At 58.6% G+C, this 18,481-nt stretch carries 17 protein-coding genes; 10 read left to right on the top strand and 7 right to left on the bottom strand.

All coding sequences use genetic code 11. From position 1 onward, the window contains the following. Window positions 1-27 precede the first annotated feature (27 nt). The 3 genes from Q0R02_RS05965 (at window position 28) to wecC (ending at window position 3,258) form a co-directional block, all read left to right on the top strand. Window positions 28-798, top strand: coding sequence for a metallophosphoesterase family protein (locus Q0R02_RS05965; protein ID WP_293881608.1), 771 nt, complete (start codon window positions 28-30; stop codon window positions 796-798). A gap of 98 nt (window positions 799-896) precedes the next feature. Beyond that, on the top strand, window positions 897-2,009 hold the full coding sequence (gene wecB / locus Q0R02_RS05960) for a non-hydrolyzing UDP-N-acetylglucosamine 2-epimerase (protein ID WP_293881638.1): 1,113 nt from the start codon (window positions 897-899) through the stop codon (window positions 2,007-2,009). Next, the gene (wecC, locus tag Q0R02_RS05955) at window positions 1,999-3,258 is read left to right on the top strand and encodes a UDP-N-acetyl-D-mannosamine dehydrogenase (RefSeq protein WP_293881606.1); all 1,260 of its coding nucleotides are present in this window, start codon (window positions 1,999-2,001) and stop codon (window positions 3,256-3,258) included. Before wecB ends, wecC begins: the two co-directional genes overlap by 11 nt. Before the next feature lie 17 nt (window positions 3,259-3,275). Here wecC and Q0R02_RS05950 read toward each other — a convergent pair whose 3' ends face one another. Further along, entirely contained in the window at window positions 3,276-3,599 is a 324-nt protein-coding gene (locus Q0R02_RS05950; RefSeq protein WP_293881605.1) for a PilZ domain-containing protein, read from the bottom strand. Between the two features lie 346 nt (window positions 3,600-3,945). Between Q0R02_RS05950 and Q0R02_RS05945 the strand changes: the two genes are divergently transcribed. Next, entirely contained in the window at window positions 3,946-4,443 is a 498-nt protein-coding gene (locus tag Q0R02_RS05945; RefSeq protein ID WP_293881604.1) for a hypothetical protein, read from the top strand. Between the two features lie 300 nt (window positions 4,444-4,743). On the opposite strand, the gene msrA is transcribed toward Q0R02_RS05945, so the two are convergent. The 3 genes from msrA to Q0R02_RS05930 are packed head-to-tail and all read right to left on the bottom strand — an operon-like array spanning window position 4,744 to window position 7,594. Then, window positions 4,744-5,295 carry a peptide-methionine (S)-S-oxide reductase MsrA gene (gene msrA, locus Q0R02_RS05940; RefSeq protein ID WP_293881603.1) on the bottom strand — a complete coding sequence of 184 codons (552 nt, stop codon included), beginning with the start codon at window positions 5,293-5,295 and terminating at the stop codon, window positions 4,744-4,746. 17 nt (window positions 5,296-5,312) lie between these two features. After that, window positions 5,313-5,885, bottom strand: a complete 573-nt coding sequence (locus Q0R02_RS05935) for a GNAT family N-acetyltransferase (protein WP_293881601.1) — start codon at window positions 5,883-5,885, stop codon at window positions 5,313-5,315. Further along, window positions 5,885-7,594: an acyl-CoA dehydrogenase family protein gene (locus Q0R02_RS05930; RefSeq protein WP_293881599.1), complete on the bottom strand. Its 1,710-nt coding sequence runs from the start codon at window positions 7,592-7,594 to the stop codon at window positions 5,885-5,887. The genes Q0R02_RS05935 and Q0R02_RS05930 overlap by 1 nt, the downstream gene beginning before the upstream one ends. A gap of 51 nt (window positions 7,595-7,645) precedes the next feature. On the opposite strand from Q0R02_RS05930, the gene Q0R02_RS05925 reads away from it, so the two are divergent. The 6 genes from Q0R02_RS05925 to Q0R02_RS05900 all read left to right on the top strand — a co-directional run bounded on the left by Q0R02_RS05925 (window position 7,646) and on the right by Q0R02_RS05900 (window position 14,533). Beyond that, window positions 7,646-8,587 carry an L-threonylcarbamoyladenylate synthase gene (locus Q0R02_RS05925; protein WP_293881598.1) on the top strand — a complete coding sequence of 314 codons (942 nt, stop codon included), beginning with the start codon at window positions 7,646-7,648 and terminating at the stop codon, window positions 8,585-8,587. Between the two features lie 71 nt (window positions 8,588-8,658). Then, a complete protein-coding gene (locus Q0R02_RS05920) occupies window positions 8,659-9,885 on the top strand; it encodes a sugar transferase (protein WP_293881597.1) in 1,227 nt (408 codons plus the stop codon). A 79-nt stretch (window positions 9,886-9,964) separates the two neighbouring features. Beyond that, complete coding sequence (gene tviB / locus Q0R02_RS05915) at window positions 9,965-11,251, top strand: Vi polysaccharide biosynthesis UDP-N-acetylglucosamine C-6 dehydrogenase TviB (RefSeq protein ID WP_293881596.1); 1,287 nt, start codon at window positions 9,965-9,967, stop codon at window positions 11,249-11,251. Further along, window positions 11,248-12,315, top strand: a complete 1,068-nt coding sequence (locus tag Q0R02_RS05910; protein ID WP_293881595.1) for an NAD-dependent epimerase/dehydratase family protein — start codon at window positions 11,248-11,250, stop codon at window positions 12,313-12,315. Before tviB ends, Q0R02_RS05910 begins: the two co-directional genes overlap by 4 nt. After that, complete coding sequence (locus Q0R02_RS05905) at window positions 12,315-13,394, top strand: EpsG family protein (RefSeq protein WP_293881594.1); 1,080 nt, start codon at window positions 12,315-12,317, stop codon at window positions 13,392-13,394. The genes Q0R02_RS05910 and Q0R02_RS05905 overlap by 1 nt, the downstream gene beginning before the upstream one ends. Next, window positions 13,394-14,533: a glycosyltransferase family 4 protein gene (locus tag Q0R02_RS05900; RefSeq protein WP_293881593.1), complete on the top strand. Its 1,140-nt coding sequence runs from the start codon at window positions 13,394-13,396 to the stop codon at window positions 14,531-14,533. Before Q0R02_RS05905 ends, Q0R02_RS05900 begins: the two co-directional genes overlap by 1 nt. Here the strand turns inward: Q0R02_RS05900 and Q0R02_RS05895 are convergent. The 3 genes from Q0R02_RS05895 to Q0R02_RS05885 all read right to left on the bottom strand — a co-directional run. Beyond that, entirely contained in the window at window positions 14,508-15,599 is a 1,092-nt protein-coding gene (locus Q0R02_RS05895; RefSeq protein WP_293881592.1) for a hypothetical protein, read from the bottom strand. The genes Q0R02_RS05900 and Q0R02_RS05895 overlap by 26 nt on opposite strands. Window positions 15,600-15,729: 130 nt before the next feature. After that, complete coding sequence (locus tag Q0R02_RS05890; RefSeq protein ID WP_293881591.1) at window positions 15,730-17,880, bottom strand: polysaccharide biosynthesis tyrosine autokinase; 2,151 nt, start codon at window positions 17,878-17,880, stop codon at window positions 15,730-15,732. A 97-nt stretch (window positions 17,881-17,977) separates the two neighbouring features. Further along, window positions 17,978-18,481, bottom strand: a 504-nt coding sequence (locus Q0R02_RS05885) for a polysaccharide biosynthesis/export family protein (RefSeq protein WP_293881590.1), incomplete at its 5' end; no start/stop codon positions are given.

The raw sequence follows: 18,481 nt of genomic DNA, 5'->3' as shown, positions 1-18,481 counted from the left end.
CCCCTCTGGCTAAAGCCACCGATACTCATGGTATTACGCAAGCTATTTTCTCGCGCGCCGCGTTCCGAGCAACAGGCGGCCGCGCGCCAGTACCGATTGCCGGATGGCGAACGCATCTATGCGATCGGCGACGTTCACGGCCGTCTGGATTGCCTCGACGCCTTGATGGCCCGGATCGAGGCTGATAAATCCGCGCGCGGGCCGGCGGATACGACGCTGGTGTTCCTGGGTGACCTGATGGACCGGGGTGCCGATTCGCGCGGCGTGATTGTTCGCGCAATGGAAATCGCTGCGACCCGGCCCACCATTCTTTTGATGGGCAACCACGAGGAAATATTCATTCACGCATGGGAGGGTGACCGACGTGCCGCCTCCCTTCTCCACCGGGTGGGCGGGCGTGAGACCGTCATGAGCTATGGCGTTGATGCGCATGATTATGACGCCGGGGACTTGGGCGAGCTGACCGAATTGCTGGGTGAGCGGGTTCCAGCGAGCCACATCACCTTCCTTCGCAATTTTGCCGACAGTTATAGCCGGGGCGACTATCTGTTCGTCCATGCCGGTATCAGGCCGGGGGTGGCGCTGGAGGCGCAAGACCCGTCCGACCTCCGCTGGATCAGGCGCGAATTTCTGGAAGATGCGCGCGACCATGGGCCAATGATCATCCACGGCCATTCGATCACCGAAGAGGTCGACGAACGGCCGAACCGCATCGGCATCGATACCGGTGCGTTCGCCAGCGGCAAGCTGACGGCAATCGGGATCGAGGGCACCGAGCGCTGGTTTTTGACGAGCTGAGCGGCACTTCATTTTTTCCGACGTTTACCGGAGTTCAATGTTGAACGCATAACGCGGGTCGGAGCCAAGTCCGGTTCGGGGAATGAACGCCAGTGTCGATCAAGGTCCTTGCCGTATTCGGGACGCGTCCGGAGGCGATCAAGCTGTTTCCGGTTATCGACGCGCTGCGGATCGAAACAGGGGTCGACTGCCGCGTCTGCGTGACGGCGCAACATCGCGGGATGCTCGACCAGATATTGCGCTTGAGCGGGATCGTGCCCGATTACGACCTGGACATCATGGTGCCCGGCCAGACACTCGATTCCCTGACGGCGGCCTTGCTGGTCCGCTTGGGCGAAGTGTTCGATATCGAAAAGCCCGACCGGGTAATCGTCCAGGGCGATACCGCCACCGCAATGGTCGGGGCGCTGGCCGCCTATTATCGCAAAATCCCGGTGAGCCATGTCGAAGCCGGTTTGCGCAGCGGCGACATCCACCATCCCTGGCCCGAGGAGGTCAACCGCCGGATTGTCGCGACGATGGCGGACCAGCATTTCGCCCCAACCGCCACCGCCGCCGAGGCGCTACGACGCGAAGGGGTGCGTGCCGACACGATATTCGAAACCGGCAACACCGTTATCGACGCGCTGCTGGCGACCCGCAGCCGGCTGCTGGCCGACCCGTCGATGTGCCGGAAGATCGACACGATCATCGACCGGTTTGGGGCCAAGCGGATCATCGCGGTGACGACACACCGCCGCGAAAATTTCGCGGCAATGCGCGGGATAGCTGGCGCGATCGGACAAATTGCCGAGCGCGACGACGTAGGCATTGTCTTTCCGGTCCATCCCAACCCGAATGTCCGGACAGCAATGGCCGACGCCCTGCCCGCATCCGACACTATCGCGATGATCGAACCGCTCGATTATCCCGACTTCGTCCGCCTGCTCGACCGCTCAACGCTGGTGCTGACCGACAGCGGCGGCGTGCAGGAAGAAGCGCCGACCTTCGGCAAGCCGGTGCTCGTCATGCGAGAGACGACCGAACGACCCGAGGGGGTCATCGCCGGGACCGCCCGGCTGGTCGGCACTGACCCCGCACTGATCGTTTCAGAAACCAGCAGACTGCTCGATAACCCGTCTGCCTACGACGCAATGTCGCGCGCGCACAGCCCATTCGGCGACGGCCACGCCGCCGCCCGCATCTCCAGGATTATAGCCAATGGCCGTTAGTAACCATCCAAAGACCTGCGTGATGGGCCTTGGCTATATCGGCCTTCCCACCGCCGCAATCGTGGCCCGGTCGGGCAGTCAGGTGATCGGCATCGACGTCCGCGCCGACGTGGTGGAAACCGTTAATTCAGGGGGCGTCCACATCGAGGAAGTCGATCTTGACGCGTTGGTGCAGGGCGTGGTCGCCCGGGGCCTGCTGAGGGCATCGACCGAGGTGGAACCCGCAGATGTATTCCTGATCGCAGTCCCGACGCCATTCGACGACAATCATGCGCCCGACATCAGCCATGTGCTGTCCGCCGCGCGTACGATTGCGCCGGTCTTGAAGTCAGGCGACTTGATCGTGCTCGAATCGACGTCGCCGGTGGGAACGACCGATACCCTGCGCGACCTGATTGCCGAATTGCGTCCTGACCTGCATGTGCCAAGAACCGGCAACGGCACCGCCGACATCGCGATCGCTTATTGCCCCGAACGTGTGCTGCCGGGGCGCATTCTGGTCGAATTGATCGACAACGACCGGTGCATCGGCGGCATCACGCCACGCTGCGCCCGCAAGGCGCTCGCATTCTATCGCGGATTCGTTCGCGGTGCCTGCATCACGACAAGCGCGCGCGTCGCCGAAATGGTGAAGCTCAGCGAGAACGCGTTTCGCGACGTCAACATCGCCTTTGCGAATGAATTGTCGATGGTGTCGGACAAGCTCGGCATAGACGTCTGGGAAGTCTTGCGCCTTGCCAATCGTCACCCACGGGTCAACATCCTGTCGCCGGGACCGGGCGTGGGCGGGCATTGCATCGCCGTCGATCCGTGGTTCATCATCCACAGCGCGCCAGAGATCACTCCGCTGATCAGGACCGCGCGCGAAGTGAACGACCGCAAGACCGGCTATGTGGTGGCCGAGGCCGCCCGGCTCATCGACGCAAATCCGGGAGCGCAAGTTGCGGTGCTGGGTTTGGCGTTCAAGGCCAATGTCGATGACTTTCGCGAGAGTCCGGCGCTGAAGGTCGCACACGACTTGGCGGTGCGTTTCGGGAACAGGATCGTCATCGTCGAGCCGCATGTCGATCGCCTGCCGCCCGAGTTCGACGATACCGGCGCGACACTGGCCGATATCGATGCCGCCCTGCTGGAATGTGCGGTGATGATCGTGCTGGTCGACCATGACATCTTCAGGTCGGTGCCGCCCGAGGAGCGCGCCGACAAAATCGTTTATGACACCAAGGGAATCTGGTCGGCGGCGCCCTGAGTCAGCTGCGTACCCAGTCAGCGGCGGTCGCTGCTGTCGGCAATCGTATTCAGCGTCGCTGGATGCAGAGGGCGTTCGAATTTACAGCCGATTGCAAAATCGGTGGTCCAGCTGACGATGGCGGCGAGTGATTCAATCCGGTCGAGCGTCAGCCAGACACGATCCCCAACGCTCAGGCGATGCGGCCATTCGGTACAAAATCCTCGAGCCGAAAGGTCATAGACGGATACGGCCAGGGGTTTGCCGGCGGACTGGCGGAGACGCGCCGCGAACCTGCCCAGGATCCTGTTCTCGGTCCGTCGCTCGATCGCCCCTTGGAACTTGTCCTGACTGGCTGACATTATACTTACCTAAAAGTTGGGCCCCCGACATGGTGGGGTATGCCGGGGGCCTCGCCAATGCGCCGGGGACCAACCCATCGCATCGGTAGGCCATTATTAAGCGGCAATTCGTTAACCATCGCCTGCCGGATTCAGGCAGAACAATCCAAAATGAAGGCAATCTCCCAAACCCGGAAAACCAGGTCGGTCCCGAAAAAATCAACACAAAAAAAGTTCTTTGCGAAGGGCATTCATCTCATCAAATAAACGCTCTAACGCTCCTGTACGCTTTTATACTTTTGCGCTAAATTCATTTGGCCCAAAAAGGAATCTGGACCCAATGCGTCGTTTTACCAGTAGATATTGAATGAACCGATTTCAGGATCACCCAGTTTTCGCATCGGAGGATAGCCGCAACAACCCGTTGTCAGCCACCGAGCTGGGTGAGTTGCGTAACTTGCTTGAGCGCGAAAAGCGGCGGCAAAGGCTTATGGATGTCGGGGAGCTTAGCGATGCTTCTATCGGCCAAATTGATTATGCAAAGCTGGCCGAACGCATATATTGGTCGCGGCGCGATCGAGAGAAGGTCTTTAACGACGACATTTTCGCTGACCCTGCATGGGACCTGTTGCTCGACCTGTTCATCAGATCGGCCCGGGACGAGCAAGTGAGTATTTCAAGCGCTTGCCATGCGGCGAGCGTCCCTGAGGCAACGGCGCTTCGGTATCTTAAGGTGCTCACTGAACGTCAGTATCTGGAGCGAATCTCGCACCCAAATGACAAGCGAAGCACTACCTTAAAGATGACCTCAATGGGCAACACGCTCATGATTCAGTGGCTAGAAAACTTTCGTTCGCATCGTTGATGAACGGAACCAAGACGTCGAGAACTGTCGAAAGTCTTGCTGCCGCCTCGCTCAAACCAAGTTGATCCAGTAGGCCGAGGGCACGATCGAGAGAGCCGAAGATTTCAGCCAACTCGGTTCGATTGTCTTCGACGACTGAATTAAGTTGGGATGCCACTAGTCTCATTCTCCGATAACGGAGGCTGTTGACTACATCGCGCGGACAGACACAAGATCATTTCGACGTCGTTTTATGAAATTTGCGTAGCAAATTTTGCGCCATTAGAGGCTTACCTCATTGAAAACACACGCTTTCTAACCTCAATCAAGAAAAACAGCTGTTTTCAGGCGTTCGGAATGCTTCTTCCTGAACTTCGCCAGCTTCGGCGCGACCACGATTTGGCAATAGGGGTTCGAGTTTCCTTCGCGTTCAAAATACTCCTGATGATAGTTCTCGGCCACATACCATTGAGACAGCGGCTCGATTGTCGTCACGATCGGCCGCGAAGGATGATCGGCCTGCGCGCGAACGATGGCTGCTCGCGCTGCCGCCTCCTGTTCGGGCGAATGTGGGAAAATGGCTGAACGATATTGCGTGCCCACGTCGTTCCCCTGGCGATTCAACTGGCTAGGGTCATGAATCTCGAAGAATATATCGAGCACTTCATGAAAACTGACGACAGCCGGATCGAAGACCACGCGGATGGCCTCGGCATGTCCCGTCTTGCCGCCGCACACCGCGTTGTAAGTCGGGTTAGCCACATGTCCCCCGATATAGCCGCTTTCGACCGACTGGACCCCCGCCAAGCCGTCGAACACCGCTTCTATGCACCAGAAGCATCCCGCCGCCAAAGTCGCAGTTTCATTTGCCACATTCTCTCTCCGTCAAATTAGCGGGCAGCGCCCCTGTTAGTCGAGATAGGGAGCGGCTGTTCGGGCACAAGGGACTTGGCCAGCACGACAAAGCACAAATCAGGGACGCGGGGTATGCCGAAGCGCGGATTATCCACGGGAAACGGACGGTGTTCGCCGGTTGGCGAAAACCCGAGACGACCATACCAGGCGATCAATTCCGGGCGCTGCATGATTACGGTCATTTCGACCAAACGCGCAGAATAATGGTGGACGGCAACGCGCTCCGCCTCGGCAACCAATCGGCGTCCGAGACCTGTCCCTTGCAGTTTGGGCTCAACCGACAAATGCCCGATATTGGCCGTAGTTCCAGCGATCGCTGTGACTTGCACGCAGCCAATCATGACGCCGTTGCGCTCGGCAACGATCAAACGCTGCTCCGTATCGGAAAGAATGGCAGAGAGCGCCTCGACATCGGTGCGCTGGCCCTCGAGTAGGTCGGCTTCGTGCGTCCATCCCAATCGTGCCCGGTCGCCGCGATAGGCGCTTTCAATCAGGCGGTGCAGCGCAGGCGCGTCGTCGAGGGTGGCAAACCGAAGGGCATCCTCCATCAGGCAGCGAGTTCCTCGGCCGATAATTCGAACAGCAGGACCGAGCCGGCCCGGGCAGCCGCTACGCGGCCCAACGCCTCCGGCACGACATGCTCCAGATAGTAACGCGTTGTAACGGTCTTTGCCTTCAGGAACACGGGATCGCCCTCGCCCGCCATCAGCATCGCAGCGGCAACTTTGCCCTGGCGCGCCATCAGCCAGCCGCAGGTCATGACCGCGACCATGTCCAAGAATGGATAGCTCCCCGCGAGCCGGTCGTCTGGCGTGGCGGTCAGCAGCCATTCGGTCGTCTCGGCCACGGCATCGACCAGTGAAAGCAAGGACGCATGGTCGCCCGCCTCGGCGCGTACCTCGGCAATGAGCGCCTTCAGCGCGGTGCCGCCGTCGCCGGTCAGCTTGCGCCCGACCAGGTCAGCCGCCTGGATGCCATTGGTGCCTTCGTAGATCGGCGCGATCCGGATGTCGCGATAGTGCTGCGCTGCGCCGGTTTCCTCGACAAAGCCCATGCCGCCGTGGACCTGCACGCCCAGACTGGCGATCTCGCACCCAACGTCGGTACCATAAGCCTTGGCGAGCGGGGTCAGCAAGTCGACGCGCGCCTTGGCACCATCAACACCCAGATGAGCGCGATCGACTTCCCCGGCAGCCGCATAGACAAGCGCGCGTGCTGCCTGCGTCAGCGCCTTCATGCGAAGTAACATCCGGCGCACGTCGGGATGCTCGATGATGGCCTTGCCCTGCACCCGGTCACTGGCATAGGCAATCGCCTCCTGGGTCGCGCGCTCGCCGATTTGGACCCCTTGCAGTCCGACATTCAGCCGGGCGTTGTTCATCATCGTGAACATTGCACGCATTCCGCCCATCTCGGGACCGACCAGCCAGCCAAGGCAGTCGCCATCATCGCCGAACGACAGGACGCACGTGGGCGAGGCGTGGATGCCGAGCTTGTGTTCGATCGACACGCAGCGAACATCGTTGGCCTGCGTAAAGCTGCCATCGCCAGCCGGCCTGAGCTTCGGGACCAGGAACAGGGAAATACCCTTGGTGCCCGCTGGCGCGTCAGGCGTGCGGGCAAGAACCAGGTGAACGATATTATCGGTCAGGTCATGTTCGCCAAAGGTGATGTAGATTTTCGTGCCGGTTACCCGCCAGCTCCCATCACCAACCGGTGTCGCGGTTGACCGCAGCGCCCCGACGTCCGAACCCGCCTGCGGCTCGGTCAAGTTCATCGTGCCGGTCCACTCCCCGCTGACCAGCTTTGGCAGGTAATCGCCCTGCAACTCCTGGCTGCCATGTACAGCCAGTGCCTCGACCGCGCCCGCCGTCAGCATGTTGCACAAGGTGAAGGCCATGTTTGCCGTACCCAGATCCTCGAGCACGATGGTCCCCAGTACAAAGGGTAACCCCTGCCCACCGGCATCCTTGGGGCCGACGATCGTCCCCCAGCCATTGTCGACAAGCGCGCGATAGGCTGCGTGAAAACCGTGGGGCATCGTCACCACGCCGTCTTTCCATCGCGCGCCAACGGTATCGCCGATCCGGTTCAATGGCGCGTATTCGCCCAGCGCAAACGCGCCTGCCCCCTCAACTATGGCCTCCACCAGGTCCGGCGTCGCATCGGCAAAAGCATTATTGCCTGCCAGCTCGTCGATGCGGACGACATGGTCCAGAACGAAGCGCTGTTCAGTCGTCGGGGGCGTGTAGGCCAAACGTCGTTCCTTGGTTTGCGGGGGCGCAAAGCACGCCTATAGCGCCACCTTATGCTCGCCTCAAATCACTCTTGCCAGACTACGGTCGGACGTTACGGACCGCTGGTTATTGCGGACGCTGCAGCACTGATCCGCGCCGGGTTTCCGGTCGCGGTGGCGACCGAAACCGTTTACGGGCTGGCGGCCGATTCGACGAACAGCGCGGCGGTGGTGCGAATCTATGAGGCCAAGGGACGGCCGATTTTCAATCCTTTGATAATCCATGTCCTTGACCTCGCCGCAGCCGAAGCCCTTGGCGTTTTCAACGATGAAGCGCGGGCGCTTGCGCTGAAGCACTGGCCGGGACCACTGACCCTGGTTGTTCCGCGTCGAAGCGACTGCCCGGTGTCGACGCTGGCGACCGCCGGGTTGGACACCATCGCCATTCGCGTGCCCGCCCATCGCGCAATCAGGGCACTGCTGGAAGCCAGCGAAGTGCCCCTCGCCGCGCCCAGTGCCAACGCCAGCGGACGTCTCAGCCCGACCCGGGCGGAGCATGTTCTCAACACGCTGAACGGACGGGTCCGCCTGATTATCGACGATGGCCCAAATACGCTCGGTATCGAATCGACGATCGTCGCCGTCGACGACAAGGGCGTCCGCCTATTGCGGCTTGGGCCCATAATGACCGGGCTTTCGTTATCCGCGCATGACAAGATTGAATCCCCCGGGCAAACCATGAATCATTACGCTCCGTCCAAAGAACTTCGCACCGACGCCATGTCGGCCGGCAATGATGAATGGCATATCGGATTTGGCACGGTGGGGGGACATACAACCCTCAGTCAGTCCGGCGACCTGGTCGAGGCAGCGGCCAATCTGTTCGATCGCTTGCATGAGGCCGACCGTTCCGCCTGCGCAACAATAGCCGTCGCGCCGGTTCCCGAAACCGGCATCGGGGCGGCCATCAATGATCGGTTGCGCCGTGCCTGCGCTGCCAACGCCGGGTCATGAGCAGACTAGTTTCACAATCGGCCCATTTCTCGCCGCGACCCGCCGGCGGGATAAGTCGGAGCCGCGGCGCGATGATCGATCGCGTCAGGTTTCAATTGCTGGGTGCGGCCCTGTTTGCGATTGTCTTTCCTGCACTGCTGCGGTTATTTTTATCGGCCGGAACCGTGTTCCATCATGACGCGCCGCTTGAATGGGCGTTTCTCGGGACAATCATTGCGGTGTGCTTCGGCTTCGTGCTGTTGCGGCAATTCATTTCGTTTCCGGGCTTTCATGCAGCGACCTATATCATTCCCTGTTTCCTGGCCGCTTACGGCGCGGTGATTTTTTCCTTCTTCATCATGCGCATCGACTATTCACGATTCCAGTTCGTTCTGAGCCTGTTCCTCGCCATCGTCTGGTTCTACGCAGTTTATGGCTTGCGAGGGCGGGCCTCGAAGCTGCGGCTGGCCATCATCCCGACAGGAAATTACGATACGCTGCTCGACCTCGACACGCTCGAACTGGAATTCCTCAAGAAGCCCGCGGACGGGATTAGCGCATCCGGTATCGCAGCGGACTTGCGCGCCGACCACAGTCCGGACTGGGAGCGATTTCTGGCTCGCGCCGTGCTTGATGGCGTTCCCGTTTACGATGTGCGGCACATTCAGGAATCGTTGACCGGGAGGGTCGAGTTCAACCACCTGTCGGACAATGGCTTCGGATCGGTGCTGCCATCGCTCATATATCTGCGCCTTAAGCGGGCAATTGATGTCGTCGCCGCCATTATGGTCCTGCCGCTGGCAATGCTGATCATTCTAGTATTCGCAGTCCTGATCAAGCTCGAGTCCTCCGGCCCCGCTTTCTTTCTCCAGACGCGGATGGGGTTCCGGGCAAAGCACTTCGTATGCATCAAGTTGCGATCAATGAGGGACGAAGTCGGTGGGGAAATGTTCACTGCCAGCGACGACCCGAGAATAACCAAAGTCGGCAAGTTCATCAGGAAATACCGCATCGATGAGCTTCCTCAAATTTTTAACATCCTAAAGGGTGACATGAGTTGGATCGGCCCGCGGCCCGAAGCCATAGCGCTGGCCGAATGGTATGATCGCGAAGTACCCTTCTACGCTTATCGACATGCAGTCCGCCCCGGCATTTCTGGCTGGGCCGCGGTCAACCAGGGGAATGTCGCGGAAATCGAGGCGGCTAATGAAAAGCTTCAGTATGATTTTTATTACATCAAATATTTCTCTCCCTGGCTGGATGTCTTCATTGCGATCAAGACGGTCCAAACCATTCTAACCGGCTTTGGATCGCGCTGACCGAGGGCTCGCACGGGTTGCGATTCGCGTCTTTTCGCCTAGTGAACGCGGCGACTTCAATGAAACGGGACTTGGTGCAATGAATGCGAGTAACGATTTTGCGAACGCCCGGCTCGCGGTCGTCGGTCTCGGTTATGTTGGCCTTCCCCTGGCGGTCGAGTTTGGCAAGCACCACCAAGTTACCGGCTTCGACATCAATGCGCGCCGCGTCGCGGATTTGGCCGTGGGGCGGGACGCCACGCTTGAAGTGGAGGCCGCCGAACTTGCCGAAGCAACAGGCCTTACCTTCACATCGCAGGCGGCCGACCTCGGCGTTTGCACAATCTTCATCGTCACGGTGCCCACCCCCATCGACGACCACAAGCGCCCCGATCTTGGCCCGCTGATCGCGGCATCGCGGACGATCGGGGCGGTGCTGAAACCCGGTGATCTCGTCATTTATGAATCGACCGTCTACCCGGGTGCGACGGAGGAAGATTGTGTACCTATCCTCGAAGAATGTTCCGGGCTGACGTGCAACGTGGACTTTCATGTTGGCTATAGTCCTGAGCGTATCAATCCCGGCGACCGGGAACACCGCCTGCCCTCGATCCGCAAGGTTACGTCGGGTTCGACCCCCGAAGCCGCCGAGCGCGTCGATGCGTTGTATCGGTCCATCATCACGGCCGGCACACACAAAGCTTCCTCGATCCGGGTGGCCGAAGCCGCAAAGGTCATCGAGAATACGCAGCGCGATTTGAACATCGCGCTGATCAACGAACTCGCGATCATCTTCAACCGCATGGACATCGACACCCAGGCCGTGCTCGAGGCTGCCGGCACCAAGTGGAACTTCCTGCCGTTTCGCCCCGGTCTAGTAGGGGGCCATTGTATCGGAGTTGATCCATATTATTTGACGCACAAGGCGCAGGAAATAGGCTATCACCCGGAGGTGATCCTTGCCGGTCGTCGCGTCAACGACGGCATGGGTGCCTATGTCGCGTCACAGCTAATCAAGGCGATGCTTAGGCGAGAAATACAAGTGCAGGGCGCCAGGGTGTTGGTGATGGGGCTGACGTTCAAGGAAAATTGCCCGGATCTGCGCAACACGCGCGTCGTCGATATCCTTCGCGAATTGGCGGACTACAACATTAATGTTGACGTTTTTGATCCGTGGGTCGACCCCAGTGAAACCGAGCGCCAATATGGTTTCACCCCGATCGCACAACCGGAAACCGGGGCTTATTCGGCTATCATTCTGGCCGTGGCGCACGATCAGTTCAAGACGATGGGCACAGCGCAATTGCGGAAACTCGGTAAGGCGGAGCACGTCATTTACGACCTGAAGTACCTTCTATCTGCGGAAGAAAGCGACCTGCGCCTGTGACGGGCTCCTCTGGGCAGCCGCGCTATGACGGCGTACTTGGTCAACTGGCCAACGCGCCGCGAACTTGGCTGGTCACCGGCTGTGCGGGGTTTATCGGGTCGAACCTGGTGGAAGCGTTGCTGATGCTTGACCAGACGGTGGTCGGTCTCGACAATTTCGCAACCGGCCATCAACGTAATCTCGACGAGGTGCGCGATACAGTCGGCGCAAAGTGGAGCCGGTTCACATTCCACCAAGGCGATATCCGCATAATCGAAGACTGTCGTCGCGCCTGTCAGGGCGTCGACTTCGTCTTGCACCAGGCTGCGCTGGGGTCGGTTCCACGATCCATCGAAGATCCCATTGCGACCAACGCGACCAACATCGCCGGTTTCCTCAACATGTTGGTGGCCGCCCGGGACAACGAAGTGAAAAGCTTTGTTTACGCAGCAAGCAGCTCGACCTACGGCGACCATCCCGCGTTGCCCAAGGTCGAGGATGTCATCGGCAACCCGCTGTCACCCTATGCTGTTACCAAATATGTGAATGAACTCTATGCCGACGTGTTCGCCCGGACCTATGGGTTCCAGGCCATTGGACTCCGGTATTTCAATGTCTTTGGCAGGCGCCAGGATCCCGATGGGGCCTATGCCGCGGTCATCCCGCGCTGGACGGCGGCCATGATCAAGGGCAAAACCGTCTTCGTCAACGGCGATGGAGAGACGAGCCGTGATTTCTGTTACGTCGACAACGCTGTTCAAGCCAATATCCTTGCCGCGATGGCCGATCCGTCATCGCGCAACCAAGTCTACAATGTCGCTGCCGGCGGACGGACGACGCTGAACAGCTTGTATAGGGCGCTGGATGCGGCATTACAGGCCAACGGTGTCCCGCCAAGTCCCGCGCCAGAATATCGGGATTTTCGTAAAGGCGATGTGCGTCATTCACAGGCCGACATCGGCAAGGCGGCGGCGCTGCTGGGCTATGCTCCCGAGTTTGAGATCGAGGACGGAATTGACGCGGCCATGCCCTGGTACATCGATTTTATGCGATGCGATGGTGTGACAAGCGACGGTGATGTCTGATGTGGCCTTACTGGATATTGTTTCTAATTCCCGCTTTCTTTGCCGTTTTTGCTGACCGAAAAGCTGTTGAAGGTGGTCAAATCAGGAATTCGTTCAATTCTCCATTGGTCTTTGGCATCACCCTCTTCGCCTTATCTGCAATGATTGGAATGCGATATGAAGTGGGCGGAGATTGGGAGAATTACTATTTTTACATTGACGGCGTTAAGGGCCTCGATTTTAAAGACATCTTTTTTCGCGACGACCCGGCGTTCCAACTTTTAAATTGGCTGAGCGATCGCTTTGCCTGGAGCGTCTATGGTGTAAACCTTTTCGGAGGAACAATATTTTCGGTAGGCCTTCTGGTGTTTTGCCGAAGTATGAAACGGCCTTGGTTAGCGCTGACGGTTTCTGTTCCATATTTAGTGATAGCAGTAGGAATGGGATACAGTCGCCAAGCTGTTGCTCTAGGTTTGTCAATGATCGGACTGGTCGCGCTTTCGAAACGGTCGATCCCATGGTTTGTTTTCTGGGTTGTCTTGGGCGCAACGTTTCATAAATCGGCTATTATTTTGGTGCCTCTTGGAGCAATTGTGGGTGCTCGCAACAAAGTGCTTACCTTATTAGCGATTTCTGTCGCAACATTTGCTGCCTATTGGATACTTCTTAGCAATTCTGTAGATTCGCTATACGAAAACTACGTTACTGCTGAATATCAATCTCAGGGAGCAATGGTCCGCCTGCTGATGAATGCTGTTCCGGCGGCTATCTTTTTGCGGTGGCGCGATAAATTTGACCTATCGGATGTCGAACAACGCATTTGGACGACATTTTCACTCGTGTCGATTGCACTACTGGGTCTGCTGTTAGTTTCACCGGCCACAACTGCAGTCGATCGGGTCGCACTGTATATGCTTCCACTACAAATATTGGTGTTTTCCAAGATACCTGACATTGCACCGGATAAGAATAATGTGACTAATGGAATAGTTTTTTCCGTATTGTCCTACTACGCAGCGGTTCAGTTTGTGTGGTTTAATTTTGGTGACTTTTCGTTTGCTTGGCTACCTTATCGTTCGATACTGCTAGGGTTTTCGTAGTGAAAATCGTGTTATTTGCAAACACCGACTGGTACCTTTATAATTTCCGTATCTCGCTCGCAAAAAGATTGCGTGATAGCGGACACGAGGTGTTATTAATTTCACCGGCCGGTCGTTACTGTACGGACTTTCAAGCAATGAAGTTCGACTGGCGGTGCGCGCCGATGGATCGCGGCAGTCTCAATCCTTGGAAAAGAGCGCAGTTCGTATTCTGGCTTGCGCGGTTACTGCGCAAAGAGCGGGTCGATCTCCTCCACGCATTTACGATACAGGCTGCCATCCTGGGGTCGCTGTCCGCGAGAATTGCAGGAACACGTTGTCGCGTAAATTCAATTGCAGGCATGGGCTACATCTTTAGCAGCCAGGATTTGCGAGCAAGAGTCCTGCGGCCTTTCGTTCGTCTGTTAATGCGGCTGACAATAGGTGGCAAACGCGGTCGCCTGATTGTACAAAATCCTGACGACCGCCGCGTCTTTGAAAATTCGGGAATGCTGGACGTAAACAATATCCGAATGATCCGAGGATCGGGAGTAGATTGCGGGCGCTTTACTCCTAGAGACAAGGTCCGGAGCCCTGGCCCGTTACGTGTATTGTTAGCCAGTCGGCTATTAGTAGACAAAGGTGTCCTTGATTATATCGACGCCGCACGCTTGTTACGCGAAAACGGGCGAATAATCGATTTCATATTGGCTGGGGACGGCGATCCAGGAAATCCGGCAAGCATCGCCTCCGCAACAATTGTCGATTGGGATCGCGCCAAAATTATTCGATATCTGGGACATGTCGATGACATGCTTCCTTTATTCGGCTTGATCGACCTCATCGTCCTGCCAAGCTATCGTGAAGGACTGCCACGGAGCCTGATCGAAGCCGCGGCTTGCGGGCTCGCGATCATTACCACCGACGTTCCCGGCTGCCGGGAGGTTGTTACTGATGGCGTCGATGGGCTTTTGGTCCCCGTACGCGATCCAGGAGCGCTAGCTGCCGCGATTGCGAGGATCGACGACGATCGCATTCTTGCCGCGACTCTGGGACAGGCTGCGCGCCGCAAGGCACTCTCAGAGTTCGATCAACGGATCGTCAATGACCAGACTATCGCGGTGTACAAGGAACTTATTGGCGCGAACCCGCCGCGCTGATGTTGAGTTCAGCTATTTGGGCGGTCATTGGCTGGTCCATACCGCTCCGTGCTGCGACTCGTAGCCATTGGAATGGACATCCAGGCGGTAGCGTGAAGGAATAAGACGCCCGACCCACCGCAGGCTTACCGGGGGTCAACGCAATCTTGCCGATCTCTCGTTCGGGGGACGTTGCGCACGTCAGGGTCAGCGCCACCTGGCTTCCTGACGGTCCCCTAACCTCTGCGAGCACGCGTGCGACGAAATTACCAGGTGCCAAGTGCAGCAATTGCCAAGCCACGGCCGCGTCTACGCTTGTTCCTTCGATCACCAACCCGGGCGTTGCCTCGCCCGTGCTGGCGTTCATGTCGCCAAGTGACGCGACATGCCAGTTGAATGGCTCAAAACCCGCAGCAGTGGCGATAAATTTCGGGTCACGAACAGACGCTGATCGCTGTTCGGGACCGACCAGTGTCCCGAAATAGCGCCATGCGGCGTCATATCGTCCATCACGCGCATACCGATCCACAATCATCGCCGAAATTCGCTTGTCGACGGGCACACCCCGCGCAGCGATCGTTCTTGCCAGGTCGGCGAAGTTCGCCGGGACCTGTGCGGAAGTAATCACCATTGCGAGGAATTCGTTGATCCACGGCGGGCGCTTGGCTAACAGGTCAGAGATTGGGCCAACCAATTCGGCATCGTTCATCGCCGAGCTCAGAATTGGAAACAGGACGGCGTTACTTAGCCCCCCGGTGCGCAGGGCAATATCGTAATGTGCCAGCGTCGCGGCGGTCTTGCCCTGCGCCGACAAATCGTTGATCAGCCAGAGTTCGGTGTGAATATCCCGTCGGGTCAACCGCGCGGCGAGGTTCATCAGTGGGCGGGCGCGGCCGCTGTTCCCCGGTTGATCCGCCAAAAAACCCAATACGCGAACGGCGCGTGGCAGGATCGGCTGCCGTTCGAGCGCACGGATGGCCTCGGCCCTCGCCAGCTTTGGGTTCGGACGGCCAAATTCGGGGTCATTTGCACGCTCTGCGGCTAGCGCGCGAGCCAGACCGTCAACCGGCCATAGCTTCAGCGCCATGTCCGGGTTCATGGCCCGAGTCAATGACGCTATGCCAGAACCAACCACCGCGACCGATAGAGCCAGCGCTACCGCCAAGACCACGACAGGACGCACGAAGCGGCTAAGGGCAGGATCAGTGTCCACCTGTTCAGCTGACTTTGTCGTTGTGTCCGTACCCATAGCCATAATCGTAACCGTAGCCGAAATGCGCCTTTTTCGGGTCGAACTTGGTCAGGATCACGCCCAGCACATTTGCGTTTGCAAGCCGCGCGATAGCGCTGCGGATCACGCTCGAGCGAGCACCCCGCGCCTCGATTGCGTAGACTACCCCCTCGACCATGCTGGCAATCAACGGTGCATCGGCGATGCCCAACACCGGCGGGGAGTCGACGATGACGTGATCGTAGCTTTCGAGCAACCGGTTCAGCAGGATCCCAAACCGCGGGCTGCTCAAAAGTTCACCTGCGTTCGGTGGCTGCGGTCCGGCGGTCATGACCTTGAACCCGTGCTGGCCCATGACCATCAGGCTTTCCAGGTTTTCCTCACCGACCAAAAAGTTGCTGACGCCCATGAGATTGCTCATTCCCAGCAGCACATGCACCGATGGCGAGCGCAAATCGCCGTCGATCAATACGGCACGGCGGCCCGTCAGGTTGAGCGCCTGGGCAATGGCGTAGGCGGTTGTCGATTTGCCCTCGGCCGGTCGCGTGCTGGTCACGGCAAGCGTCCGTGGCACGCCATGATCGGTTGAAAAACCAAGACTTGTCTGGACCGACAGATACGCCTCGGCTGTCGGCGACTTCCGATCGGCCAGTGCATCAATTGACGAATGGCCATCGCTTGGCTTGGGAATGGTGCCAAGCAGCGGCAGCCCCGTTTCCTTCGTCACATCCGACGGGTCTGTAATCGCCTCGTCAATCTGCTCGAGCGCAAAGACGATGGCGCCTGTCAGGACGATCCCGGCAAACAACGCGAATGCCAGGTTGAACAACAACTTTGGACTGGAGGGACCGGTCGGCAGTTCGGCGGCATCGACGATCGCGACGTTATTCGTTCCAACTCCGCCTGCAACACCGATCTCTTTATAACGCTGCAACAGCCCGTTGTAGAGTTCGCGGTTGGTATCGACGTCGCGTTGATAAATATTATACTGAATACTCCGCCGCCGCAGGTCGAGGAGCGACTTTTTCAGCTCATCCACCTTCGTCCGCAGGCCGCCTTCGCGAGCCAGCGCGTCGCGGTAAGTTGACTGGAAACTGCCCGAAATCCGGCCCTGTTCGCGGGCGATGCTGTCATCGAGCGCCGCGATTTGGCGGTTGATAGCCAGTGCAGGTGGATACCCCGGCTCGAACTGCGTCATCAACTTGGCATAGTCGCCCGATAGTTCGGCGCGACGTTGCCGGAGGCCCATGATCGCACCGCTTGCCATGACTTCCGGACTTGAACCCGATCTCGCGGCGCCCCCGGCACCCAGCCGACTTTCAGCCGCGATCCGTTCGGCGGTGGCGGTCCCAAGCGCCGCATTCAATGTCGCGAGATCATCGGCCACGATGGGTCGTTCCTGACGCTGACCCTTGTCGGTGCCTGACGAACTAAGATCGATGATCTGTTGGGCGGCCGCGTAGTTGACCAGCGCGCGCTCGGCGATCTCCATGCGTTGGCGCAGGCTCTCCAGGCGGCCCTCTAGGAACGTACGGGCGTAGGATGTCGCTTCGAAACGCCGATCGAGATTGGCACCAATGAAGTTTTGCGTCCACGCGTTGGTGATCTGCATCGCCAATTGCGGATCGGGACTGGTGAACATGACGTTGACGAGCCGCGACGCCCTGACGGGCTCGATTTCGATGTTATCGAGCAACAGTTTGGTGGCGACTTTCGTCCGTTCGTCGCGCACCGGCTGAGTCAAGCGGTCCGGCACCGACGCCGTAAGCATACTCGTCCCAGGCGGAGTGACACCGAATGATTTGAAAAACTGGTCGGATTCCCCGAGTTTCAGCTGCTTGACGACCCGAGCAGCGAGCGATCGTGCCTTCAGCAGTGCGTATTGCGTTTGATAGAATTCGAAATCGGCGGCGCTGTTCTCTGGTTCGACGCCCTGCACGTTGACGATCTTTTCCTGCTGGCGCGAGATCTCGATCGTGGCTCGCGCCGTGTATTGGCGCGTCATCAACATTGTGATGATCAACCCGAGCAACAGAGCCGTCAGGGGAACGCCGATGATGACCCAGCGCCAGCGCATGCCAATCCGCCAATAGCGCATGAGCAGCGGCAGATCGTCCGCCTTCCGCGCGTGTGTCATTGCCCGATCCCGCCCGCTCTGTGCAGACATGTCAGCAGCGGAATTCGACGAACCTGAAACCGTTTGGATGTTCATAAGTACCATTTAGCTGATCGGGTCACAATCTGTTCGAGAGAATGACCAACGGGGTGGTTAACAGCGGGGACGCTGCCAACAGGTTACGGAACAATCGGCGGGCGGGTGAGTCACCGACGACGACCACGTCGTTTGCATAAACTTCCGGGTCAGCATAGGTCCCCTGCCGTATCGCCTGGAGATCAAACAATGCCGCCAGCCGCTGCCCCTTTACGGTCCGGAATACGACGACTTGATCGATCCGCGCATTCTCGGTCATGCCCTTGGCCTGGGCAATCGCACGGATTAGGGTCAGCTTGCCGACGACCGGATACAGGCCCGGCGCACGGATCTCTCCGTCCAGAGTGATCACCTGGCTGACGGCATCGATAATGTTGACAGACACTCGCGGATTCCGAACAAAGCGGGCCCGGAACCGTTCGGTGATCTGCGCAGCCAAGGTCACCGGCGTTTGTCCCTGGGCATCCACCTCGCCAATGAGTGGCAAGCCGACATGACCGCTGCCATCGACAACCAGTTCCCGGCT

The sequence above is a fragment of the Sphingomonas sp. genome (genome assembly GCF_025353885.1).
Classification (GTDB): domain Bacteria; phylum Pseudomonadota; class Alphaproteobacteria; order Sphingomonadales; family Sphingomonadaceae; genus Sphingomonas_O.
The sequence above is the reverse complement of the archived record's forward strand: the minus strand, read 5'-3'. Positions and strand labels throughout refer to the sequence as shown.

Excerpts from the sequence above, each read along its gene's own strand:
- Q0R02_RS05965 (WP_293881608.1), top strand. The coding sequence starts at position 28 with ATGGTATTACGCAAGCTATTTTCTCGCGCGCCGCGTTCCGAGCAACAG.
- wecC (WP_293881606.1), top strand. The coding sequence starts at position 1,999 with ATGGCCGTTAGTAACCATCCAAAGACCTGCGTGATGGGCCTTGGCTAT.
- Q0R02_RS05950 (WP_293881605.1), bottom strand. The coding sequence starts at position 3,599 with ATGTCAGCCAGTCAGGACAAGTTCCAAGGGGCGATCGAGCGACGGACC.
- Q0R02_RS05945 (WP_293881604.1), top strand. The coding sequence starts at position 3,946 with ATGAACCGATTTCAGGATCACCCAGTTTTCGCATCGGAGGATAGCCGC.
- Q0R02_RS05935 (WP_293881601.1), bottom strand. The coding sequence starts at position 5,885 with ATGGAGGATGCCCTTCGGTTTGCCACCCTCGACGACGCGCCTGCGCTG.
- Q0R02_RS05925 (WP_293881598.1), top strand. The coding sequence starts at position 7,646 with ATGCTCGCCTCAAATCACTCTTGCCAGACTACGGTCGGACGTTACGGA.
- Q0R02_RS05920 (WP_293881597.1), top strand. The coding sequence starts at position 8,659 with ATGATCGATCGCGTCAGGTTTCAATTGCTGGGTGCGGCCCTGTTTGCG.
- tviB (WP_293881596.1), top strand. The coding sequence starts at position 9,965 with ATGAATGCGAGTAACGATTTTGCGAACGCCCGGCTCGCGGTCGTCGGT.
- Q0R02_RS05905 (WP_293881594.1), top strand. The coding sequence starts at position 12,315 with ATGTGGCCTTACTGGATATTGTTTCTAATTCCCGCTTTCTTTGCCGTT.
- Q0R02_RS05895 (WP_293881592.1), bottom strand. The coding sequence starts at position 15,599 with ATGGCGCTGAAGCTATGGCCGGTTGACGGTCTGGCTCGCGCGCTAGCC.
- Q0R02_RS05890 (WP_293881591.1), bottom strand. The coding sequence starts at position 17,880 with ATGACACACGCGCGGAAGGCGGACGATCTGCCGCTGCTCATGCGCTAT.